Source organism: Aquabacterium sp. OR-4 (assembly GCF_025290835.2).
GTDB lineage: Bacteria > Pseudomonadota > Gammaproteobacteria > Burkholderiales > Burkholderiaceae_C > Pseudaquabacterium.
This window is the reverse complement of the sequence record NZ_JAOCQD020000002.1, coordinates 892482-914415: the sequence shown is the minus strand read 5'-3', so window position 1 is coordinate 914415 and position 21934 is coordinate 892482. Positions and strand designations below refer to the sequence as shown.

General features: G+C 73.3%; 24 protein-coding genes, 2 tRNA genes and 1 pseudogene. 11 read left to right on the top strand and 16 right to left on the bottom strand.

Going from position 1 to position 21934, the window contains the following annotated elements; all coding sequences use genetic code 11:
- Positions 1-6 precede the first annotated feature (6 nt).
- Positions 7-312 carry a c-type cytochrome gene (locus tag N4G63_RS16370; protein WP_260786511.1) on the bottom strand — a complete coding sequence of 102 codons (306 nt, stop codon included), beginning with the start codon at positions 310-312 and terminating at the stop codon, positions 7-9.
- Positions 313-432: 120 nt separating this feature from the next.
- On the opposite strand from N4G63_RS16370, the gene N4G63_RS16365 reads away from it, so the two are divergent.
- From N4G63_RS16365 to N4G63_RS16320, 10 genes are all read left to right on the top strand, one after another.
- On the top strand, positions 433-687 hold the full coding sequence (locus N4G63_RS16365; protein ID WP_260786510.1) for a TIGR04438 family Trp-rich protein: 255 nt from the start codon (positions 433-435) through the stop codon (positions 685-687).
- 141 nt (positions 688-828) lie between these two features.
- Positions 829-1653 carry a prolipoprotein diacylglyceryl transferase gene (gene lgt, locus N4G63_RS16360; RefSeq protein ID WP_260786509.1) on the top strand — a complete coding sequence of 275 codons (825 nt, stop codon included), beginning with the start codon at positions 829-831 and terminating at the stop codon, positions 1651-1653.
- A gap of 11 nt (positions 1654-1664) precedes the next feature.
- Positions 1665-2165, top strand: coding sequence for a GNAT family N-acetyltransferase (locus N4G63_RS16355; RefSeq protein WP_260786508.1), 501 nt, complete (start codon positions 1665-1667; stop codon positions 2163-2165).
- A gap of 9 nt (positions 2166-2174) precedes the next feature.
- Complete coding sequence (dnaQ, locus tag N4G63_RS16350) at positions 2175-2909, top strand: DNA polymerase III subunit epsilon (RefSeq protein ID WP_260786507.1); 735 nt, start codon at positions 2175-2177, stop codon at positions 2907-2909.
- A gap of 42 nt (positions 2910-2951) precedes the next feature.
- Positions 2952-3026: transfer RNA gene (locus N4G63_RS16345), tRNA-Val, on the top strand.
- 30 nt (positions 3027-3056) lie between these two features.
- A tRNA-Val gene (locus N4G63_RS16340) sits at positions 3057-3131 on the top strand.
- A gap of 318 nt (positions 3132-3449) precedes the next feature.
- Complete coding sequence (locus N4G63_RS16335; protein ID WP_260786506.1) at positions 3450-4811, top strand: NAD(P)/FAD-dependent oxidoreductase; 1362 nt, start codon at positions 3450-3452, stop codon at positions 4809-4811.
- Positions 4808-5650 (top strand): MipA/OmpV family protein, encoded by an 843-nt coding sequence (locus N4G63_RS16330; RefSeq protein ID WP_260786505.1) that lies wholly within the window; start codon positions 4808-4810, stop codon positions 5648-5650. The genes N4G63_RS16335 and N4G63_RS16330 overlap by 4 nt, the downstream gene beginning before the upstream one ends.
- A 58-nt stretch (positions 5651-5708) precedes the next feature.
- The gene (locus N4G63_RS16325; RefSeq protein WP_314599935.1) at positions 5709-6554 is read left to right on the top strand and encodes a lysophospholipid acyltransferase family protein; all 846 of its coding nucleotides are present in this window, start codon (positions 5709-5711) and stop codon (positions 6552-6554) included.
- A 66-nt stretch (positions 6555-6620) separates the two neighbouring features.
- Positions 6621-7415, top strand: a complete 795-nt coding sequence (locus N4G63_RS16320; RefSeq protein ID WP_260786729.1) for a glycosyltransferase family 2 protein — start codon at positions 6621-6623, stop codon at positions 7413-7415.
- A 21-nt stretch (positions 7416-7436) separates the two neighbouring features.
- Here the strand turns inward: N4G63_RS16320 and N4G63_RS16315 are convergent, their stop codons facing one another.
- The 15 genes from N4G63_RS16315 to N4G63_RS16245 all read right to left on the bottom strand — a co-directional run bounded on the left by N4G63_RS16315 (position 7437) and on the right by N4G63_RS16245 (position 20499).
- Complete coding sequence (locus N4G63_RS16315) at positions 7437-8642, bottom strand: beta-ketoacyl-[acyl-carrier-protein] synthase family protein (protein ID WP_260786503.1); 1206 nt, start codon at positions 8640-8642, stop codon at positions 7437-7439.
- Entirely contained in the window at positions 8639-8971 is a 333-nt protein-coding gene (locus tag N4G63_RS16310; protein ID WP_260786502.1) for an acyl carrier protein, read from the bottom strand. The genes N4G63_RS16315 and N4G63_RS16310 overlap by 4 nt, the downstream gene beginning before the upstream one ends.
- 94 nt (positions 8972-9065) lie before the next feature.
- Entirely contained in the window at positions 9066-9761 is a 696-nt protein-coding gene (locus tag N4G63_RS16305) for a phosphatase PAP2 family protein (protein ID WP_260786501.1), read from the bottom strand.
- The gene (locus N4G63_RS16300; protein ID WP_260786500.1) at positions 9761-10318 is read right to left on the bottom strand and encodes a hypothetical protein; all 558 of its coding nucleotides are present in this window, start codon (positions 10316-10318) and stop codon (positions 9761-9763) included. The genes N4G63_RS16305 and N4G63_RS16300 overlap by 1 nt, the downstream gene beginning before the upstream one ends.
- Positions 10319-10477: 159 nt before the next feature.
- Positions 10478-11290, bottom strand: a complete 813-nt coding sequence (gene fabG, locus N4G63_RS16295) for a 3-oxoacyl-ACP reductase FabG (RefSeq protein WP_260786499.1) — start codon at positions 11288-11290, stop codon at positions 10478-10480.
- A 23-nt stretch (positions 11291-11313) separates the two neighbouring features.
- Positions 11314-11850 carry a hotdog family protein gene (locus N4G63_RS16290; protein ID WP_260786498.1) on the bottom strand — a complete coding sequence of 179 codons (537 nt, stop codon included), beginning with the start codon at positions 11848-11850 and terminating at the stop codon, positions 11314-11316.
- A complete protein-coding gene (locus tag N4G63_RS16285) occupies positions 11847-12683 on the bottom strand; it encodes a methyltransferase (RefSeq protein ID WP_260786497.1) in 837 nt (278 codons plus the stop codon). Before N4G63_RS16285 ends, N4G63_RS16290 begins: the two co-directional genes overlap by 4 nt.
- 4 nt (positions 12684-12687) lie before the next feature.
- Positions 12688-13611: a polysaccharide deacetylase family protein gene (locus N4G63_RS16280; protein ID WP_314599934.1), complete on the bottom strand. Its 924-nt coding sequence runs from the start codon at positions 13609-13611 to the stop codon at positions 12688-12690.
- Positions 13612-13616: 5 nt separating this feature from the next.
- Complete coding sequence (locus N4G63_RS16275; RefSeq protein ID WP_314599933.1) at positions 13617-16076, bottom strand: MMPL family transporter; 2460 nt, start codon at positions 16074-16076, stop codon at positions 13617-13619.
- On the bottom strand, positions 16073-16696 hold the full coding sequence (locus tag N4G63_RS16270; protein WP_260786494.1) for a LolA-related protein: 624 nt from the start codon (positions 16694-16696) through the stop codon (positions 16073-16075). The genes N4G63_RS16275 and N4G63_RS16270 overlap by 4 nt, the downstream gene beginning before the upstream one ends.
- The gene (locus N4G63_RS16265) at positions 16680-17699 is read right to left on the bottom strand and encodes a lysophospholipid acyltransferase family protein (RefSeq protein ID WP_260786493.1); all 1020 of its coding nucleotides are present in this window, start codon (positions 17697-17699) and stop codon (positions 16680-16682) included. The genes N4G63_RS16270 and N4G63_RS16265 overlap by 17 nt, the downstream gene beginning before the upstream one ends.
- Positions 17696-18094: an ApeI family dehydratase gene (locus N4G63_RS16260; protein WP_260786492.1), complete on the bottom strand. Its 399-nt coding sequence runs from the start codon at positions 18092-18094 to the stop codon at positions 17696-17698. The genes N4G63_RS16265 and N4G63_RS16260 overlap by 4 nt, the downstream gene beginning before the upstream one ends.
- Positions 18091-19557 (bottom strand): AMP-binding protein, encoded by a 1467-nt coding sequence (locus N4G63_RS16255; RefSeq protein WP_260786491.1) that lies wholly within the window; start codon positions 19555-19557, stop codon positions 18091-18093. Before N4G63_RS16255 ends, N4G63_RS16260 begins: the two co-directional genes overlap by 4 nt.
- On the bottom strand, positions 19554-20177 hold the full coding sequence (locus tag N4G63_RS16250) for a COG4648 family protein (protein WP_260786490.1): 624 nt from the start codon (positions 20175-20177) through the stop codon (positions 19554-19556). The genes N4G63_RS16255 and N4G63_RS16250 overlap by 4 nt, the downstream gene beginning before the upstream one ends.
- Positions 20178-20193: 16 nt before the next feature.
- Positions 20194-20499 carry a phosphopantetheine-binding protein gene (locus tag N4G63_RS16245; RefSeq protein WP_260786489.1) on the bottom strand — a complete coding sequence of 102 codons (306 nt, stop codon included), beginning with the start codon at positions 20497-20499 and terminating at the stop codon, positions 20194-20196.
- 113 nt (positions 20500-20612) lie between these two features.
- Between N4G63_RS16245 and N4G63_RS16240 the strand changes: the two are divergent.
- Positions 20613-21857 (top strand): annotated as a pseudogene (locus N4G63_RS16240) (beta-ketoacyl-[acyl-carrier-protein] synthase family protein); the annotation flags it as partial.
- Positions 21858-21934: the final 77 nt, after the last annotated feature.

Here is a 21934-nt window from a genome sequence, read left to right as displayed (position 1 = left end):
GGGCGATCACTTGATCGACATCACCCAGGTGACGAGTTGCTTGGCCTCGTCGGCGCTGACCTGCGGGTTGGCCGGCATCGGCACCTGGCCCCAGGAACCCACGCTGCCCTTTTGCACCTTCTCGGTCAGCTTGGCCACGGCATCCTTCTGGCTGGCGTACTTGGCGGCGATGTCCTTGAAGGCGGGGCCGACCAGCTTCTTGTCGGTGGCATGGCAGGCCATGCAGCTCTTCTTGTTGGCCAGGTCTTGGCTGGCGAATGCCGGGGCGGCCACAACGGTGGCCAGGGCGGCGATCAGGGCGATCTTGTTCATGGTGTCCTTTCGATGGATCGGGGGCGGGTAGGGCTGCGCTACAGTCTCCCCAACGAATTCTAGGGCCCGCTGGTTGACGCGGGGCTGTCAGCGGTCGCTGCGTTGTGAAGAGGTCACGCGATGTACCTGGTGCTGTTGGGCGTGCTGCTGCTGGCGTTGAAGCTGCTCGGCGTCGGGCCGGTGTGGGGCTGGCCCTGGTGGGCCGTGCTGGCGCCCTTCGGCGGGGCCGCGCTGTGGTGGGCCATTGCCGACCAGACCGGCATCACCCAGCGCAATGCGATGCGCCGTGAAGAAGAGCGCACGCGCCGCCGTCGCGATGCGCAGGCCGAGCACCTGGGCCTGAAGCGCCCGAGCGACGACCGCGGCCGACGCTGAGGCCCGGCCCGCGCCGCGGCCCGGGCGCCGCGGCCGCCTGGCGGCCGGCCAGGTCACCGAGGGTGCGGCGACAATCCGCCGCCCGACCCACCCGCGCACCGGCCGGCACCGCCCGCCGGCCGCGCCAAGAAAGACGTCTTGATGCTTGTGCATCCGCAGTTCAATCCCGTTGCCCTGGAACTCGGCCCGGTGCAGATCCACTGGTACGGCCTGACCTATCTGGTGGCCTTCGGCCTGTTTTTGCTGCTGGCCGCGTCGCGTGCGCGCCAGCCCTGGTACGCCCATGCCGGCTGGACCCGTCGCGACGTGGAAGACCTGCTGTTCTGGGGCGTGCTGGGCGTGGTGCTGGGCGGACGCATCGGCTATGCGCTGTTCTACAAGTTCGACCACTACCTGGCCCATCCGCTGGAGATCCTGGCGGTGTGGAAGGGCGGCATGTCGTTTCACGGCGGCATGCTGGGCGTGATCCTGGCCATGGTCGGCTTTGCGCGCCTGCGCGGGCGCTCGTGGCTCGAGGTGACCGACCTGATCGCGCCGGCCGTGCCCACCGGCCTGGCCAGCGGACGCATCGGCAACTTCATCAATGGCGAACTGTGGGGCCGGCAGGCCGATGCCTCGCTGCCCTGGGCGATGGTGTTTCCGCAGGCGGGCAGCGATCTGCCGCGCCACCCCTCGCAGCTCTACCAGTTTGCGCTGGAGGGCCTGCTGCTGTTCGTGCTGCTGTGGCTGTATGCCCGCCGGCCCCGCGCGCTGGGCCAGGTGTCGGGCCTGTTCCTGCTGGGCTACGGGCTGTTCCGCTTCATCGCCGAGTACTTCCGCGAGCCCGATGCGCACCTGGGCCTGCTGGCGCTGGGCATGAGCATGGGCCAGTGGCTGTGCGTGCCGATGATTGCCGGCGGTGCCCTGCTGTGGGCCTGGGCCACCCGGCGTGGCGCGCCGCCGGCAGCGCTGCCGGCCTCGCGCTGAGGCGTCTGGCCATGCCGGCCTGCAACCCGGCCACGGCCGCCGCGGCGCCGGGTATCGACTGGCAGTGGCAGGCGGCCGAGCCGGGCGATCTGCAGGCCATGGCCGGCCTGCGCGTGGCCGCCATGCGCGCCAGCCTCGAGCGCATCGGCCGCTTTGACCTCGAGCGTGCCCGCGCCCGCCTGCGCGAAGGTTTTGACGCCGCCTGCGCGCGGCACATCGTGCTGGCCGGCCAGCGCGTGGGCCTGGCGCTTGTCAGGCCGGTGGCGGCTGCCGACGGCGTTGCCGCCCATTGGCGGCTGGATCACCTGTACCTGCTGCCCGCCGCCCAGGGGCAGGGCCTGGGTTCGGCCGTGCTGCGCGCGCTGCTGGCCGAGGCCGACCAGGCCGGCCAGGCGCTGCACCTGGGCGCGCTGCGCGACAGCGACGCCAACCGCTTTTACCTGCGCCACGGCTTCGTGCTGGTTGGCCGCAGCGAATTCGACAACCACTACCGCCGGCCGCCACGCGGCTAGCATGCAGGCATGCGACAGATCTTCCTGGACACCGAAACCACCGGCCTCGAGGCCAACAACGGCGATCGCCTGGTCGAGATCGGCTGCATCGAGATGGAGAACCGCCGGCTCACCGGCAACACCCTGCACCTCTACATCAACCCCGAGCGCAAGGGCCATGAAGACGCCATCCGCGTGCACGGCCTCACCGATGCCTTTCTGGCCGACAAGCCCAAGTTTGCCGAGGTGGCGCAGCAGGTGGTCGACTTCATCGGCGGCGCCGAGCTGATCATCCACAACGCGGCCTTCGACGTCGGCTTTCTCGACGCCGAGTTCGCACGCTGCAAGCTCGGCAAGACCGCGCAGATGGCCGGCAAGGTGACCGACACGCTGCTGATGGCGCGCGAGATGTTTCCCGGCAAGGCCAACTCGCTGGATGCGCTGTGCCGCCGGCTCGAGGTCGACAACGCCCACCGCACCTTCCACGGCGCCTTGCTGGACGCCGGGCTGCTGGCCGAGGTCTACATCCGCCTCACGCGCGGGCAGGACTCGCTGGTCATCCAGCACGACGAGGGCGCCCCCGGATCCGCCGCCGCCAGCGCCGCCGCGGTCGACTTCAGCCAGTTCACGCTGACCGTGCTGGAACCCACCGACGAAGAGCGCGCCGCACACGAGGCCTTGCTGGCCGATCTGGACAAGGCCAGCGGTGGCAAGACGCTTTGGCGCACAGTGCTGACCCAAGCCCCCGGGCTTGTGGCACAATAGCGGGCTCACCCGGGCTCTGACAACAGAGACCAACGCACCCTGGGGCGGTTAGCTCAGCGGTAGAGCACTGCCTTCACACGGCAGGGGTCGCAGGTTCGAACCCTGCACCGCCCACCAGATTGCGTTGCATTGACCCGCCAGACACCCGGGCGGTTAGCTCAGCGGTAGAGCACTGCCTTCACACGGCAGGGGTCGCAGGTTCGAACCCTGCACCGCCCACCAAGAACAGGCCCCGACGGTTTTGCCGCCGGGGCCTTTTTCTTTGGCTTGCGTGCAGCTTGTTGCGCCTGGTTGCGCCTGGGCCGGCTGCACCGTCATGGCCGGTGCGCTGCATGCGCTCCCGGGCGGATGGCCGGCCCGTTCTTGCGGGGGTGGGTGGCCGATCGACCGTTGGTGATCTGCCAAAATCCGGGGCTTCGCACGCTGGTCTTGCGGCATGCCCCGACGGCAGATGCACGGATTGCCGCGTCGGCGTTTCGGCCTGTGGATCGGCGTTGCCGCCGCTGTGCCAACCCATCCCCGTGCCCCACCGAGTTGCCGATGTCCGACGCCGAACAAGCCTGCCCTGCCGTACCGCTGGTCTGTGATGTGGCCGTTGTTGGCGGTGGCCCGGGTGGCGCCACCATTGCCAGCCTGCTGGCGCAGCAGGGGCGCCGGGTGGTGCTGCTGGAAAAAGCCCATCATCCGCGCTTTCACATCGGCGAGTCGCTGCTGCCGGCCAATGTGGCGCTGTTCGACCGGCTGGGCCTGCGCGAGCAGGTCGAGGCGATCGGCATGCCCAAGTACGGGGTCGAGTTCTGCTCGCCCGACCACGCGCACCGCAGCTATGTGGACTTTGCCGACGCCTGGGACAAGTCGATGCCCTACGCCTGGCAGGTGCGCCGCGACCAGCTCGACGAGCTGCTGTTCCGGCATGCCCAGGCGCAGGGCGCCACGGCCATCGAGGGTTGCCGTGTGCACGAGATCCGCTTTGACGATCCGGCCTGCCCCGCGGGCGTGGTGCTGCGCGCCCGCTGCGACGACGGCAGCGCGCGCGAGCTGCATGCGCGCTACGTGGTCGATGCCTCGGGGCGCGACACCTTTCTGGCCAACCAGTTCGACATCAAGCGCAAGAACCCGCGCCACAACAGTGCCGCGCTGTTCGGCCACTTCAGCGGTGCGCAGCGCCTGCAAGGCCAGCGCGAGGGCAATATCAGCATCTTCTGGTTCGAGCACGGCTGGTTCTGGTTCATTCCGCTCGCCGATGGCAGCACCAGCATTGGCGCGGTGTGCTGGCCGGGCTACCTGAAGCGCCGCGACAAGCCGCTGCGCGAGTTCTTTGACGACACCATCGCCCTGTGCCCGCTGCTGCAGCAGCGGCTGCAGGGTGCCACGCTGATCGACGACCGGGTGCATGCCACCGGCAACTACAGCTACAGCGCCACGCATTGCACCGGCGACCGCTTTCTGATGCTGGGCGATGCCTTCGCCTTCATCGACCCGGTGTTCTCGTCGGGTGTCTACCTGGCCATGTACGCGGCCTTCGAGGGCGCCGACCTGGTGGCCACCGAGCTCGACCGGCCGGCCCAGGCCGCGGCCGAGCGCGCCCGCTACGAACGCATGATGCGCCACGGGCCGCGCGAGTTCTCGTGGTTCATCCTGCGCATCACCAACCCGGTGATGCGCCACCTGTTCATGTACCCGCAGAACCCGATGCGGGTCAAGGAGGCCCTGCTCAGCCTGCTGGCCGGCGACATCTTCGGCAGCACGCCGATCTGGGGCGCGCTGCGCAAGCTCAAGCTCATCTACGGCCTGATGTCGCTGGCCCGGCTGCCGCGCACCCTGCGTGTCGGGTGGCGCCGGCGCCAGCGCAGCCGCGACGTCGGCCCGCTGAAGGGCGAGACCCTGCTCGAGACCCGATGACCCGGTCTGTGCGTCTTGTGGTGCGGGCCGCAGCCTGCGTGGCTTGCGGCGCCGGCCCGGGGCTGGCCGCACCGGCGTGGGCCGAGGGCCGCCAGCCGCTGTGGGAGCTGGGCATGGGCGCCGCGGTGCTGCAGCTGCCGCATTACCGCGGCTCCGACCAGCAGCACACCTGGCTGCTGCCGGCGCCGTATGTGGTCTACCGCGGCCAGCTGTTCAAGGCCGATCGCGAAGGCGCCCGCGCCGAGCTGCTGGCCCGCGAGGCGCTGCGCCTGGACCTCAGCGTGGGCGCCAGCGCGCCCACCCGCAGCCGCGAGAACCGCGCCCGCGAGGGCATGCCCGATCTGGCGCCGACGGTGGAGATCGGCCCCAATCTGAACTGGACGCTGCAGCAGGGCCCGGGCTGGAAGCTCGATCTGCGCCTGCCGCTGCGCGCGGCGCTGACCGTGTCGCGCGAGCCGCGCTGGCTGGGCTGGCTGGCGGCGCCGCACCTCAACCTCGACCGCCGGCTGGCCAGCGGCTGGAACCTGGGCCTGCAGGGCGGCCCGGTGTGGCAGGGGCGTGGCCTGGCCGAGCACTTCTACGGCGTGCCGCCCGAGTACGCCCGTGCCGGCCGCCCGGCCTACCAGGCCGCCGGTGGCGCGGCCGGCTGGACGGCCTTGAGCGCACTGTCGCGGCGCGATGGCCGGCGCTGGATGGGCGCCTTCATCAAGTTCGACAGCCTGGACGGCGCCAGCTTTGGCGCCAGCCCGCTGCTGCGCCAGCGCCAGCAGTGGTCGGGCGGTGTGGCCGTGTCCTGGGTCTTCGCGCAGTCGGCCAGCCAGGTGGAGGCCGCACCATGACACGGCCCGGCCGCTGCCCCGCGCCCGGCGTGCCGCGCCTTCGCCGGAGGGCCGCCGCGTGACCCGCCTGCCACCGCCGGTGGACGTGTCGGTGCCCGGCCGACCGGCTGCGAGCCCGCCGATGCCGCCGCAACGGCAGCCGGGGCTGCTGCTGCGCCTGCCGGCCCTGCTGCTGCTGTACCTGCTGCTGCTGCTGCTGGGTGCGATCTCGTTGTTCTGGAACCTGCTGGCGTTGCCGCTGCTGTGGTTGCCGCCGGCCTGGGGCCAGCGCATCGGCCGCGCCGGCATCGCCCATGGCTACCGGCTGTTCTGGGCCGTGGCGCGCGCCTGCGGCATGCTGCGGCTCGAGGCCGAGGTGCTGGATGCGCTGCGCGACGAGCCGCGGCTGGTGATCGTGGCCAACCATCCCAGCATGCTGGACGCGCTGATGCTGGTGGCGCGGCTGCCGCGCAGTGCCTGCATCATGAAGGCCAGCCTGCTGGACAACGTGTTCCTGGGCTCGGGCGCACGCCTGGCCCGCTATGTGAGCAATGCCGCGCCCTTGACGATGATCCGCCTGGCCGTGGCCGACCTGCAGCGCGGTGGCCAGCTGGTGATGTTTCCGGAAGGCACCCGCACCACCGAGGCCCCGCTCAACGCCTTTCGCCCCGGCGTGACCCTGATCGCCAAGCTGTCGGGCGCGCCGATCCAGACGGTGTTCATCGACACCGCCAGCCCCTACCTCGGCAAGGGCTGGCCGCTGTGGCGGCTGCCACCGCTGCCGATCGTGTTTCGCGTGCGGCTGGGCCGGCGCTTCATGCCCCAGGCCGACGCCGCCGCCCAGCTGCGCGAGCTGGAGGCCTATTTCCGCAACGGCGTGCAGATGCCGCCCCCGGGGGGCGAACCCGCGCCCCCGACTTTCTGACGGGCCTGACACGCCCCTCCTGCCTCGCCGATGACTTCTCCCGTGTCCGTTGCCGTGCCGCCTGCCATGTCGGCCCTGGTGCCCGAACCTGTGCCCAGCACCAGCCACCTGGTGCTGATTCCCAGCTACAACACCGGCCGGCTGCTGCTTGACACGGTGCGCGCCGCGCGCCAGCGCTGGGCCCCGGTGTGGGTGGTGATCGATGGCAGCACCGATGGCTCCGAGCAGGCGCTGCTGGCCCTGGCCGCCCAGGACGCGCAGCTGCGCGTGTGGGTGCTGCCGCACAACCAGGGCAAGGGCGCGGCGGTGCTGCATGGCGTGCGCCAGGCGCTGGCAGCCGGCTTCAGCCATGTGCTGACCATGGACGCCGACGGCCAGCACCCGGCCGCGCTGATTCCGCCGTTCATGGCCTTGTCGGTCGGCCGGCCCGAGGCCATGGTGCTGGGGCGGCCGGTGTTCGATGCCAGTGCGCCGCTGCTGCGGGTGCGCGGGCGCAAGGTGTCCAACGGCTGGACCGCACTCGAGACCCTGGGCGCCGGCGTGGGCGACTCGCTGTTCGGCTTTCGCGTCTACCCGGCGGCGGCGCTGGAGGCGGTGATGCGCCGCCAGCCCTGGATGCGCCGCTTCGACTTCGACACCGAGGCCGTGGTGCGCCTGGTGTGGCGCGGCATCAAGCCGCTGAACCTGGATGCACCGGTGAAGTACCCGCGGCCCGAGGACGGCGGTGTGTCGCACTTTCGCTATGGCCGCGACAACGTGCTGCTGACCTGGATGCACACCCGGCTGATGGTCGAGTTTGCGCTGCGCCTGCCCGGCCTGCTGCTGCGGCGTCTGCTGCGCCGGGCGCCGTTCCAGCCCTGAAGGCCGGGCGCGCCGGGCGGCTCAGTGCCGGGTGAACAGCAGCACCGAGTTCGTGCCGCCAAAGGCGAACGAGCTGCTGATCGCGGCGTTCAGGCCCGCGGTGGCCAGGCCGCCGGCCGGCACCAGCGACAACGCGCACTCGGGGTCGATCTCGCGGCAATGGGCGTTGGGTGGCAGGCGCTGCTGCTGCAGCGCCATCACCGTGATGGCCGCTTCCAGTGCGCCGGCCGCACCCAGCAGGTGGCCGTGCAGCGCCTTGGTCGAGCTGACGCGCAGATCGTCCAGCGCTGGCCCCCACACCTCGGCCAGCGCGGCGCGCTCGACCACATCACCGATGCGCGTGGCGGTGCCGTGGGCATTGCAGTAGCCCACATCGGCCGGCTGCAGGCCGGCGCGCTGCAGCGCCTGGCGCAGGGCACGGGCCTGGCCGTGGGCGTCGGGCTTGGTCAGGTGGCTGGCATCGCAGCTGGTGCCCCAGCCGGCCAGCAGGGCGTGCACGCGGGCACCCCGCCGGCGCGCATGCTCGGCCGACTCGATCACCAGAAAGGCCGCGCCTTCGCCCAGTGCAAAGCCGCCGCGGTCCAGCGCAAACGGGCGCACCGCCTGGGTTGCCTGCTCGGGCGCCGCGGGGGCCAGGGTCTGCATGGCCTGCCAGGCCATCACCACGCCGGGCACGATCAGCGATTCGCTGCCGCCGGCAATGGCCATGTCCAGCTCGCCATCGCGCACCGCGCGGGCCGCCTCGGCAATGGCCACGGCCGACGAGGCGCAGGCCACCGAGTAGGTCAGCACCGCGCCCTGGGCCTGCTGGCGCATGGCCACATGGGCCGCCGGCGCATTGGGCATGAAGGCCGGGATGGTGAGCGGCGGCACCCGGTTGCCGCCGGCGCGGTAGGCCGCTTCCAGCGCTGCGGCGCCGCCCATGCCGCAGCCGGCATAAACGCCCAGGCGCTCGGGCGCCACCTGGCCGGCGGCGCCGGCATCGGCCATGGCCAGGTCGGCCGCGGCCACCGCCAGCTGGCTGACCCGGTCGACACCGGCCAGCTGCAGCTTGTTGAACCAGCGCTGCGGATCAAAGTCGACCAGCGCCGCCGCGGCCGGGCGGACCAGTTCGGCAAACACCGGCTGCAAGGCGCTGCGGCCCTGCATCAGCGCATCGAACACCGCAGCGTTGTGGTGCCCGTGCGGCACCATCAGGCCCAGGCCGGTGACGGCAACGGCGCTCACGGGGCCGGGGCCACGCTGCTGTCGCTGTCGATCTTGCTGCCAGCCGCAGCGGCCTGGCTTGGCGGGCTGGCCGCCGCGCCGGCGGCCTTGTCGGCGAGCAGGCGGTCAACCACCTCGGACAGCTGGGCCAGGGTTTCGAGCTGCAGGCCGGCCTGCGGGTCGGGGTCGGGCATCGAGATGCCGAAGTGGTCTTCGATCTCGAACAGAAACTCGACCAGAGCCAGGGAATCCAGCCCCTTCTCGCGCATCGAGATGTTCGGGTCGATGTCGGCCGGGCCGAGTCCGTATTTCTTTTCGATCAAGGCCTGCAAGGCCGGCAGCGAGCTCATCTACATCGTCCCTCGGAGTCGTCGCACCGGTCGTTCCTGCGGCCGGTGTCCATGTCAACAGCAATGATAGCCAGTCGGCCCGGTGCGTGGCCGTTCAGCGCCGGGGCCGCCAGTGCAAGGAAGCTGCAGCAAAAACCGCGCCCAGCAGGCCGCCGGCCAGCACGTCGAGCAGCACATGCTGCTTGACGGCCAGCGTGGAGTACACGATGGCCGCAAACCAGGCCAGGTTGAGCCCGCGCAGCCAGGCCGGGGCGGCCACGTCGCGCAGCAGGCGCTCGATCCAGCACACCGTGAACATGGCGATCGCCACGTGCATCGACGGGCAGGCGTTGCCGGCGGCGTCGATGCCGCGGATCAGGCTCATGCCCGCGGCGCTGCTGGTGGCCGCGGCGGCGTTGGGTGGCACGGCGTTGGGCCACAGCCAGAACGCCAGCAGGCCGCTGGCGCACAGCGCGCCGGCCCACACGCCATAGGCCAGCAGGCCGCGCAGCGAGGCCTGCAGCCCCGGCGCGATGCCCACATAGACCCACAGCGACAGGTAGGCGCCCAGCCAGCCCGGCTGGAACGGCAGCCAGTGATCCAGCGCCGTCAGCGGCATGGTCACCACCGCCTGTGCCGGGTGGCGCAGCAGGTGGAAGTAGCCGATGAAGAACAGCCAGGTCCAGGCCGTGGTGCCAATGGCCTTGAGCCAGAACAGGTGCCGCATGCGCCGCCACACGGCGCCCGTCCAGTGCGGCAGCGGCGCCGCCGCCAGGCACGGAACCGGGGCCGTTGCGGCGGCGTCGGGCATCAGCGGTAGCCGCCCTCGGTGGCGTTGTGGATCACCCAGATCAGGTTGCCGCCGGTGTAGTCGCCCAGCGAGCCGCCGGCAAAGATCAGCCGGCCCTGGCCCTTGAACACCATCTCGAAGCGGTGGCGGTCGCTGCCGAAGTAGAACGGGATCCAGGCCTTGCCGGTCATGTAGGCGCCTTCGTCGGTGGGCTTGCCGACCAGGTCGGTCACCTGGCGCATCGACATGCCGATCTTCAGCTGCGTGAAGCGGCTGTTGGGCGCCGGCTTGCCGGTGATCTCGCCCTCCCAGTCGCCGATGCCCTTGACCTTCTGGCCGCTGCCCGACTCGACCTTGCTCGAGTCGACGACCTCGCCGCGCTCGTTCATGCCGGGCCTGGCGCCGGGCTTGGCGCTGGGTGCCGCGGCGGGCGCGGTGGCGCTGGCGCCCGAGCTGCCGCTGTCGGATTTGCCGCCACCGATCTGCGGCAGGCTGCCGCAGCCGCTGATCAGCGCGGCCGCGGCCAGCGTGGCCGCCAGCCTGGGGGCGCAAAGACGGGTGAGTGCGATCGATGTCATGGTGCTGGAACCTCCCTGAGGGCGATGGTGCGGGGCCTGGCCGGGCCGGTGCATTGGCGGGCAGGCGGTCTGCCCACGGGCCGTCCGCGGCCGCTTCGAGTGTAGTGGCCGTTCATTTCTGGATACATGTCGCTGCGCCGCCGCCACGGCGCAGCCGGCTCAGCACATGCCGCCGTTGATGGCGATGACCTGGCCGCTGATGTATGCCGCCTGCGGGCCGGCCAGAAAGCCCACCAGGTCGGCCACCTCGTCGGGGCGGCCGGCGCGCTGCACCGGCACCATCTGCTTGATGCGCTCGGCATCGAAGGCGCCATCGGCCATCGGCGAGGCGATGATGCCCGGCGCCACGGCATTGACCGTGACCCCGCGGCTGGCCACCTCGAGCGACAGCGCGCGCGTGGCCGAGTTGAGCGCGCCCTTGGCCGCCGCGTAATTGACCTGGCCGCGGTTGCCCATCAGCGCCGCCACCGACGAGATGTTGACAATGCGCCCCCAGCGGGTGCGCAGCATGGGCAGCAGCAGCGGCTGGGTGATGTGGAAGAAGCCGTGCAGCGACACGTCGATCACCTGGTGCCATTGCGCCGCGCGCATGCCGGGAAACACCGCGTCGTCGTGCACGCCGGCGTTGTTGACGATGATCTGCACTGCACCGCCGGCCAGCATTTGCGCCGCTGCGGCGGCGGTGGCGGCCGCATCGGTGAGGTCGAACACCAGGCTCTCGGCCTGGCCGCCGGCCTGGCGCAGGCTGTCGGCCAGTGCGGCCACGCGCTCGGCGCGGGCGTTGGCATGCAGCAGCACGTGGGCGCCGTCGGCCGCCAGGCGGCGGGCAATGGCTTCGCCCAGCGCGCCGCTGGCGCCGGTGACCAGGGCGCGCTTGCCGGCCAGCGGGGCGGCGGGAGCGGGGGCTGCGGATGCGGCCACCGCCGCGGGCTGGGCGGCGCCGGCGGCCGGGGGCAGGGCGTTGTCGGACATGGCAGGGTTCTCCGGTGCGCAACTCAGGCGCCTGGCGCCGGGGGTGTCGGGGATGTCGGGGGTGACGAGGGTGTCGACGGTGTCGGCATCGGCGGCGACGGCGGCATGGCCAGCGGCGTGTTCAGCACCACCGTGGCGCGGCCCTCGGCCAGCAGCGCGTGCTGGCCATCGTGCAGCGTGAAGCGGTACATCACCTGGCGCTCGTCGCCGGCCAGGCGCTGCACCCAGATGCGCAGCGGCGCCGGGCAGGGCTGCAGGTCCAGCACCTGCAGCACCAGGCCGCGCACGCTGGCGATGTAGCCGGCCGAGGGTGGCGTGCCCGGCGCCGCCTGCAGGCCGCCGTGCAGGGCCATGGCCTGGGCCGCGTACTCGACCGCGGCCGTGGCCGGCAGGCCGTCGGGCCCGCCCAGCGGATGGTCGGTGGCCTGGTGGCTGGCGCTGTGGCACAGCAGCTCGGTGGCCGACCACTGCGCCAGGCTGTCGAGCAGGCACATGCGCCCGGCATGCGGAATGCGCGCCGCGATGCCGGCGTGGTCCAGCTGCGCCGGGGTGGCCGTCACGCGGCGGCTCCGCCGGCCGCGCTGTTGGCCGCCTTGCTGGCCGCCTTGTTGGCCACCTTGTCGGCCACCAGCAGCACATTGGCAAACGGCGTGCCCTGGCTCATCGGCAGCGCGCGCACCGCAAAGCCCAGGCCGTGCAGCAGGGCCTGCCACTCGGCCAGGTTGCGGCCAAAGGTGGGCGGCACGCGGTGGCCACGCACCAGGGTCACCAGGCGGTCAACCCACTGGCTGATGGCAAAGCCGCGGCGCGCCGCCGCGTCGCCCACACGCAGCAGCAGGCGGCCACCCGGCGTCAGCGCCGCGTGCACACGCGCCAGCAGGGCGGCCTGGGCGGCATGGTCGACGTAGTGCAGCACGTCCAGGATCACCACCACCTGGCAGGGCGGCAGGGCCTGCTGGCACATGTCGGCGCACACCAGCTGCGGCGCCGAGGGCAGATCGGCCAGCGCGGCGCGGGCGCGCTCAACATCGCGCGGCATCAGCTCGATGCCGGTGTAGCGGCCGCGCACCGGGGCCGGCGGCCATTCGGCGGGCCAGCCCTGGCGGGCCACCAGCTGGTCGATCTGGTGCTGCAGGCTGGCCAGCAGCGACTGGCCGCTGCCGATGTCGACCAGGTGCGCATCGGGCGGCAGCAGGCCGTGCTCGAGCAGGCCGCGAAACACCGGATCGCGCCCCAGCTTGCCGCGCGCAAAGTGCCAGGCAAAGCGGCCATGGCGCTGGTAGGGCGCGGTGGTGGCCGCATGCAGTGCCGACCACGCGGCCTCGGTGGCCGCCGTGCGCGGCGGCGGCGCCGAGGTGGCGGTGGCGGTGGCGGGTGAGGCAGACACGGACATCGGTTCAGGCATCGCGTTCGAAGGGGCAGGGGGCAGGCGCCGCGGCGGCCGCGCCGGCCGGGGCCAGTGCCTGCGGCAGGCTCACGCTGCGCAGGCCGGCGCGCTGCAGGCTGGCCAGCAGGGCCGGCAGCACATGCAGCAGCACCGGGCGGCCGTCGGCGGCAGGCGCGGCGTGGCGGTCGTGCAGCAGCAGCAGGTCGCCGGCGGCCAGGCCGCGCTGCAGCCGCGCCAGCACGCGGGCGGGTTGGCGCTCGCGGGTGTCGAAGCCGCGCCGTGTCCAGCTGGTCAGCAGCAGGCCCTGGCGGGCCAGCACCGGCTGCAGGAAGGGGTTGCGCAGGCCCGCCGGCGCGCGGAAGAAGCGCGGCAGCGTGCCGGTCAAGGTGGCCAGGGCTTGCTGGGCCTGGTCCACCTCGCGGGCCAGCGCGCGCGGGCCCAGCAGCGAGAAGTTGTGGCGGTGCGCGAAGCTGTGGTTCTGCACGCTGTGGCCACGCGCCACGATCTCGCGCACCAGCTGCGGATGGGCCAGCGCCTGGCGCGCGATGACAAAGAAGGTGGCGCGCATGCCGGCGGCGTCGAGCAGGTCCAGCGCACGCGGCGTGAGCTCGGGGTCGGGGCCGTCGTCCAGGGTCAGCGCCACCTCGCCACGCGCCGCCGCGGCGGCCGGCAGGCGCTGCAGGTTGGCGCCCAGCAGGGTGGAGCGCGGCCACAGCCCGGCCGCGGTGAGCAGGGCATGGTTGGCCGCCACCGCACCCAGCGCCCACGGCCAGCTGCCGGGCAGCAGCAGCGCGGCACCGGCGCTGAGCGCATGCAGGCCGGCACTGGCGTGCAACAGCGGGCTCCAGGCGGCGCCGGCGAACGGGGCCGGGCTGCTGGCAGGCCCGCCGGGCGGCGTGGCGTGCGGCGCGGGGCTGGGGTTGGGGCCGGCCATCGCCATCAGCCGCCTTGGGGCCGCGCCGCAGGGGCCGGCGTGATGAAGGCCGCCGACAGCAGCAGCGCCAGCAGCGTGCCCGGCGCCACCACCTCGCCGATGGCCGCCAGCGCCGGGATCTGCGACTGCGCGATCAGCGCGAACGAGCCCACCGTGGTGAGGTTGGCCAGCAGCAGCGAGGCCAGCGTGTCGGCCGGCGGGGCAGCGGCCGGCAGGCGCGCGAACTGGTCGAAGAACAGCGCGTAGTTCGAGCCCACCGCCACCACCAGCAGCAGCCCCACCAGGTGCAGGATGCCCAGCGTGGTGCCGGCCAGTGCGAGGCCGCCCAGCGTGATCAGCAGGGTCAGCGCCAGCGGCACGCACACCCGCAGCAGGCGCGGGGCCGAGCGCAGGGCCAGCGCCAGCAGCACCACCACCGCGGCAGCGCCCAGCGCCGATTGCCACATGGCCTCGCGCAGGTAGCGTGCGTACAGGCGGTCAAGCTCGAGCTTGAGGTCGAGCACCTGGGCCCCGGGCACGCCGTCGAGCACGCGGTGCAGGCTGGCGGCATCGGCCGGCGTGGCGCCCGGGTGCAGCGACAGCAGGGCCAGCCAGCCGCCGCCATGCGCCGCATCGCGCTGCATCAGCATGGCGTCGAGGCCGGCCTTCAGCGGGCTGCCGGCCAGCGCCTGGCGCTCCACCGCCGGCAGGCGGCGGGCCGCGTCGACCTCGGCCACGAAGGGCTCGAGCCGGGCCGCCGGCAGCGGGCTGCCGGCCTGCGCCTCGGCCAGGCGGGCGCGCAGCAGCTCGGGTGGCGGCAGGCTGGCCAGCCGGGCCTGCTGCGCCGCCAGGCTGGGCAGCAGGCGCGCCGGGCTGTCGTAGCTGGCCAGGCGGCCGTCGGCCACCCAGGCGTCCAGGCGTGCGCCCACGGTCTCGGCGGCGCGCAGCGTGGCCTGCAGGTCGGCACCGGGCACGGCCACCAGGGTGCGTTCGTCGTCGGCCGAGAGGTCGGCGCGCAGCTGGGCATCGAGCGCCATCGCAGCGCGCGGCACCGGGCTCAGCGAGGCCAGATCGCCGGCCCACAGCGTGCCGCGCTGCCACAGCAGCAGGGCCAGTGCCGCCGCAGCCAGCGCCGCCAGCGGCAGGCGCAGCGCCGGCAGGCGGGCCACCACGCGCACCGCGCCCCGGCCCAGCGGGCCGCGCAGACCGCTGCCGGCGGCGCCATCGGGCATCAGCGCCGGCAGCACCCAGCGTGCGGTCAGCGCCGCGGCCAGCAGCCCGGCCACCGAGAACACGCCCAGCTGGGCCAGGCCCGGAAAGCCCGAGAACAGCAGCGCGGCAAAGCCGCACACCGAGGTCAGCAGGCCCAGCCGCACGGTGGGCCAGGACGCCCGCTGCCACAGCCGGAAACCGGTGCCGGGCGCGGTGCCGGCCGGGCCGCGGGCCTGGATCAGGTAGTAGATGGCGTAGTCGACGGCCTCGCCGATCAGCGTGCTGCCAAAGCCCAGGGTCATGCCATGCACCGTGCCGAAGCCCAGGCTGACCGCCGCCACGCCGCCCAGCACACCGGTGAGCACCGGCAGAAAGGCCACCGCCAGCGCCGGCAGCGAGCCGAAGGCCAGCAGCAGCAGGGCGCCCATCAGCACGGTGCCGGCCACGGCGAACTGGTGCACCTCGGTCTCGATGCGGGCGCGGCTTTGCACCGCAAATACCGGCGGGCCGCTCATCTTGAGCGTCAGGCCGGCCTGGGGCGGCAGGGCCGGGGCGCGCTGCAAGGCCTGGTCGAAGGCTTGCTGCACGCGCTGCAGCATGGCCGCCTGGGCATCGAGATCGGCGCCCGATGCGGCGGTCTGCAGCAGCAGCACGGCGCGCGGGGCCTGGCGCGAGACCCACACGCCGTCTTCGCTGCGCGGGCCTTCGGCCGGCACCAGGGCCTCGGCCAGGCGCCGGGTCTCGCCGGTGGGGTCGCGGTGGAGCAGCGGCTTGACCAGGCCGCCGGCCGGCGTGCCCAGCAGCGACAGCGATTCGTCGATCGCGTCGCGCAGGCCAGCCACCTCGAACAGGCCCGGGCCGACCGCCGGACTGAGGTGGTAGCGGTGCTGCACCAGCCAGGCGCCGGCGCCGTTTTCGCCCTCCCAGCCGTGGCGCTCGCCGTTGTTGACCTGCTCGAAATCGCCGCTGCCGCGCAGCGTGGCGGCCAGGCGGCGCGAGGCCTCGGCCCGGCTGCCGGCGTCGCCGCCCTCGATGCCCAGGATCAGGCTGCGCGCGGCAATGCCGCTTTGCAGCTGCTCGATCAGCAGGCGCTGCCGCGCATCGGGCCGGTCGGGCAGAAAGGCCGACAGGTCGGCGCTGTAGTGGCTGCGTGCCGCCACCCAGGCGCCCAGCAGCATGGCCAGCAGCCAGGCGGCCAGCAGCAGCGCGCGCTGGCGCGGGCGCAGCGCCGCGCCGCCGGGGGGCGGGTGGGGGCTGGCCGCGGGCGCGCTCACGGCGCCTTGGCGCCGGCCAGCGGCTCGACCTGCATCACCGAGCGGTCACCGTCGGCCATGCGCATCTCCACGCTGCGCAGTTCGGCGCGCCGGCCGCTGATGCGCACCTGCGACAGCATCACCTGCAGGCGCGGCTCCAGCGGCACCAGCTCCAGCGTCCACAGCTCGGGCTGGCCGCTGACCGTGGTGCGGAAGTGCTGGCGCAGCGTGGCGCCATTGCCGGTGAGCGTGCCGCGCACCGCCTCGACGATGGCCTCCATCTCGGGAATGGCGTCGAGCACCAGGCTGCGCGTGCGGCCGCTGCGGCTGATGGTGATGATCTTGCCCTGCACGGCCAGGGTCTCGGGCCGCGGCTGCAGGGTTTGCCGCGTGAAGCGGTCGGGCGCGGCAAAGCTCAGCAGGCCGCTGCTGGTGAGCGGTGCGTCCAGGCCCTTGACCTGGCGCTCTTCGGTGAAGCGGGCCTGGCCGCCGCGGGTTTGCGACAGCAGGTTCATCAGCTCGTCGAGCTCGAGCGCGCGGGCCGGTGCGGCCGCGGCCAGCCACAGCCCGGCGCCCAGCAGCAGCCCCAGGGTGCGCGGCCAGGCCTGGCGCCTGCGGGCCGGCTCAGGCCGCGTCTTCATGCCAGAAATCATGGAAGTTGAACCAGTTGTCGGGGTGTTCGCGGCACAGCGACTCGAGCTGCGCCACATAGGCCTGCATGGCCGCCTGCAGCCGCGCGGCGCGGGCCGCCGGGTCGCGCAGGCGCTCGCTGAAATCGGCCAGCGGCTCGAAGCGCACATCGTACGTGCGGCCACCGGCATACAGGCCGACCATGAACACCACGCGCTGGCGCAGCAGTTCGGCCAGCCGGAAGGGGCCGTCTGAAAACGGCGCCGGCCGGCCCAGGAAGGGCAGCCAGACCACGCCGCCGCGCTGCGACTCGGCGCCCGGCAGGGTGCGGTCGGCCAGCACGCCGACCAGGCCGCCGGCCTCGAGGCGCTCGCGCACCGCCAGCATGGCCTCGGGGCGGCCCAGCGCGATGATGCGCGGGCTGGCCCCCGGCGCCAGCGCCTGCAGCGCGGCATTGATCTTGCGCGCGTTGTCGGGGTACATCAGCATCGTGATGTCGAGCTCGGGCCGGTCGCGCCCGGTCACCCGCAGCGCCTCGAAGCTGCCGATGTGCGAGCCCATCAGGAAGGCGCCGCGGCCGCTGGCCAGGCAGGCGTCGACATGCTCGGCCCCGCGCACCCGCAGGTCGAGCCAGGCGGTGCGCTCGCGCAGGAAGTACACCCGGTCGAGCACCGTGGCGGCAAAGGCGAAGACATGGCGGTAGCCGTCGCGCCAGCCGGCCTCGCGGCCCAGTGCGCGAGCCAGGTAGCGGCGGCTGGCGCGGCGCTGGCGGGCCGCAAAGACCACGAAGTACAGCGCGATGCCGGCCAGCACCACGCGCGCCAGCCGGCGGCCGCAGACCACGGCGATCCAGCCCATCACGCGCAGCGCCATGGCATTGCTGCGCTCGGGCTCGTCGGCCCAGTTGGGGTTGGATGGCTCGCGGCTGCCTTCGGCCTGGGCGGCCTGGGCGGCCTGGGCGGCCTGGGTGGCCTGGGTGGGCGGCCGGGCCTGGTGTGCCGAGGGGCCGCTCATCGGCCGGCTCCGGCCGCCGGGCCGCCCGCCGCTGCCGCGGTGGCCAGCGCAAAGCTGCCGCTGGCGGCCAGCGTGGCAGCGCCATCGCCATCCAGGCGCAGCAGCTCGAAGCGCAGCTGGGTGGCCGCCGCCTGCAGGCGCACGCCCAGGCCGGCACCGGGCTGCACCGGCGCCAGAAACTTGGCTGCCTGCAGCTGCAGCGGCGGCTGCGGCGGCGGCAGCTCGCCGCGGCCGGCGGCCTCGCGCCAGGCCTGCAGCACCTCGGCCAGCAGCACCACGCCGGGCAGGATGGGCTGCCCCGGAAAATGCCCGGCAAAGGCCGGGTGATCGAGCGGCACCTGGCGCGGCGGCAGCTGCAGCCAGCCATCGGCCGGCAGGGCGGGCGCGGCGTTCACTGCGCTGCCTTCAGGCTGCGCAGCGCAAACTCGCGCAGCGCCTGCAGGGTGAGCTTGCCGGTGGCCTCGCGCGGCAGGGCGGCCACCTGCACCACGCGCCGCGGCACGAACACCGGGTCGAGCCGCTCGCGCAGCGCGGCCAGGATCTGCGGGCCGCTGAGGCCCGGCGCCACGACAAAGGCGATCGGCCGCACCACGCCGTCGGTCACCTCGTCGGGCAGCCAGAAGGCGCCATCGTCAACGCCGGCGATGCTGTTGAGGTGGTGGTTCAGGTGGCCCAGCGAGCTGCGCTTGCCGGCCACGTGCACCAGGTCGTTGGCGCGGCCCAGCAGCTGGAAGTGCTGGTCGTCGATCAGGCGCAGCACATCCGACAGCGGCGTGGTTTCGACGAGGTGCCCGCCGCTGACCACGAAGCCCTCGCCACCCGGTGCCTCGGGCTGCGGCACGGCGGCCAGGCGCAGCGTGCCGAAGGCATGCCAGACATCGGTGAGCGCGGTGCGCCGGCTGGCCACCTGGCCGGCTTCGGTGCAGCCGTAGATCTCGATCAGCTGGCCACCCAGGCGCTGCTCGGCCAGGCGCGCCAGCTGGGGCGACAGCGGCGCGGTGGCGCTGAGCACCAGCGCGGTGGCGGGCAGCTCGATGCCGGCGGCCAGCAGCGCCTTCAGGTGGAAGGGCGTGGTCACCAGCGCGCGCGGTGCCGGCACGGCGGCCAGCGCCGCGGCGATGTCGGCCGGGTAGAACGGCCGGCCGGTCTCGAAGCTGGCGCCGCCCAGCAAGGCCAGCAGCACGCTGGATTCGAAGCCGTAGCTGTGCTGCGGCGGCACGGTGGACACCAGCGTGAGCCCCTGCAGCGAGGGCCGGCCCAGCAGCTCGGCCAGGCGCTGCGCGGCGGCCGCCACGTTCACCGTCCACTGCCGCCACGACTTGGCATGCGGCTGCGGCGCGCCGGTGGAGCCCGAGGTCAGCAGGCAGGTCAGCGCCGCGTCGGCGGGCACGCCGGCCGGCAGGCTGGCGGCGGCGGCAGCGGTGGCAGCATCCGCGGCCGTTGCAGTGATGCCGGCGGTGGTGCCGTCAGTGGTGCCATCAGTGGCGCCATCGGTGCTGGCATCGGTGGCCGCCGTCACCACCGCCGCGGTGGGCAGGCCCGGTGGCGGCTGCAGCGCGGCATCGTCGCTCAGCGCATGGCGGGCGCCATGCACCTGCTGCAGCTGGGCCAGCGTGTCGGCCCGCGCATTGGGCGGCAGCATCGACACCTGGCCCCGCTGCAGCGCGGCGCCCAGCGCCACCGCGAAGGCATAGCGGTTCAGGCACAGGTTGACGGCCGGGCCCTCGGCCGGCAGGGCAGCGGCCGTGGCCGCCACATCGGCCAGGAACTGCGCCACGCCGATCGGCCGGCCGTGGTGCCAGGCCAGCGGGGCGGTGCCATGGCCGGCGGCCAGCAGCGCGAGCGTGGCCGCGCTCATCGCGTCGCGTCGGTGCTGCGCCAGGCGCGCACCACATCGGCCAGGCGCACGCGCTCGAACTCGGGGTGCAGGCGGTAGCGCAGCAGGTACTCAAGACCGAAGACGGTGGCAATGCACACCGGCGTCAGCACATTGGCCAGCAGCGACCAGGCGGCCCAGGAGCCCAGCGCAAACACCGCCAGCGACAGCACCGCCATGCCGGCAAAGTAGCCCAGCCACAGCCAGGTGAGGCCGCGGGTGTAGCGGCTCTTGGCCGGTGTCATGGCATGCAGGCGGCCGGCCATGGCGGTGATCAGCGGCGTGCGCCCGGGCATCAGGGTCAGCGCAAAGCCGGCGCCCAGCACCAGGTGGATGGCCACATGCTGCAGCAGATAGAGCCGGCGCACATCGCCCAGGCCGCCGGCCGCAACGATCAGCACCAGGCCGGCCGCGGCGGCCAGGCCCAGCAGGGCCAGCAGCAGGCGGCGCTGGCGCCAGGCCACGGCCAGCGGCGGCAGCAGCAGCGGCCCGAACAGGGCGGCCACCGTCCACGGCGCATCGGCGGCGTGCAGCATCAGGGCGTACGACAGCAGGCCGTAGCTCGCCAGCGCCAGCCCACCCAGCAGCAGGCGGGTGTTCATCGGCGGGGCTGCGGGCTCAGACCGTGCGGTGCTGGGCCACGTGCGCCGCCAGGCTGCGCAGCGAGGCGAAGATGCGCACGTTGTCTTCGTCGTCCGAGCGCAGCTGGAAGCCGTAGCGCTGCGAGACCTCGAGCGCCAGCTCGAGGATGTCGATCGAATCGAGCCCCAGGCCTTCGCCATACAGCGGCGCGGTCGGGTCGATCTGATCCACGGCCACGTCGAGGTTCAGCGCCTGCACCAGCACGCCGGCCAGTTCGCGTTCGAGCTCGCTGGCGGCGCCCTGCGCGGCGGGGGTGATGTGGTCGGTCGGGGACGAGCTCATGGCGATGGCGTGGCAGGACTTCGAGAACCCGCCATTGTAGGGGTGCGGCCCCGGCCGGGCGGGCTGGCGCAGGCCGCGGCACCTCTGTCCGGGGGAGGGCGCAGCGGCCCGGAATGCTGCCGCTATCATGCGCCGGCCTTTCTACCGACCTCACCGTGCCGCAGCCCATCGCTCCGCTCGCCATCACCGCCTTCACGGCCACCACGGCCGTTGGCAACGGTCTTCAAGCCCTGCTGCAGGCCCTGCGCGACGGGCGCAGCGGCCTGAGGCCGAACGACTTCGGATCGCCCGTGCTGCCCACCTGGATCGGCCGCGTCGAGGGGGTCGAGCAGGTGGCCTTGCCGGCCGCGCTGCAGCACTGGGATTGCCGCAACAACCGCCTGGCCTGGCTGGGGCTGCAGGCCGATGGTTTCATGGCCGCCGTGGCCGCGGCGCGCCAGCGCCATGGTGCCCACCGCGTGGCCCTGGTGCTGGGCACCTCCACCTCCAGCATCGGCGCCACCGAAGAGGCCTACACCCGGCTCGATGCCGACGGCCGCTTTGCCGCCGCCGACCGGCTGCCGCAGGTGCACACGCCGCACTCGCTGGCGATGTTCGTGCAGGAGGCGCTGGCGCTCAGCGGGCCTTGCGTCACCGTGTCCACCGCCTGCTCGTCGAGCGCCAAGGTGTTTGCCGATGCCGAGCGCCTGCTGCGCCTGGGCCTGGCCGATGCGGCCGTGGTCGGCGGCGTCGACACGCTGTGCGGCAGCGTGCTGTTCGGCTTCAATGCGCTGGAGCTGGTCTCGCCCGAGCCCTGCCGGCCCTTCGACGCCGCGCGCCAGGGCATCAGCCTGGGCGAGGCCGCCGGCTTTGCGCTGCTGCAGCGCCAGGCCGATGCGCCGCAGGCCGCACTGCTGCTGCTGGGCTATGGCGAGGCCAGCGACGCCCACCACATGTCGACCCCGCACCCGCAGGGCCTGGGCGCCGAGCGCGCGCTGGACGACGCGCTGGCCCGCGCCGGCCTGGCCGACACCCAGGCCATCGACTACGTCAACCTGCACGGCACGGCCAGCGCCAAGAACGACGAGGTCGAGGCCGCGCTGGTGGCGCGGCGCTTTGGCGCCACGGCCTTTGCCAGCTCCACCAAGGGCTACGTCGGCCACACGCTGGGTGCGGCCGGCATCGTCGAGGCGGTGGTTTCGCTGCTGGCCCTGCGCGACGGCTGGATGCCGGGCACCGTGAACACCCAGGTGCCCGATGCGCTGTGCGGCCCGCAGATCCGCCTGCAGGGCGCGGCCGGCCCGGTGCGGCGCGCGCTGAGCAACTCGTTCGGTTTTGGCGGCAACAACTGCGTGCTGGTGTTCGGCCGCGCCGATGCGCAGGCCGATGCGCCGGCACAAGTGGCACAGGTGGCGGTAGCGCCGGCCCGGGCCGACCTGGCGGCGGCGCCGGCCGC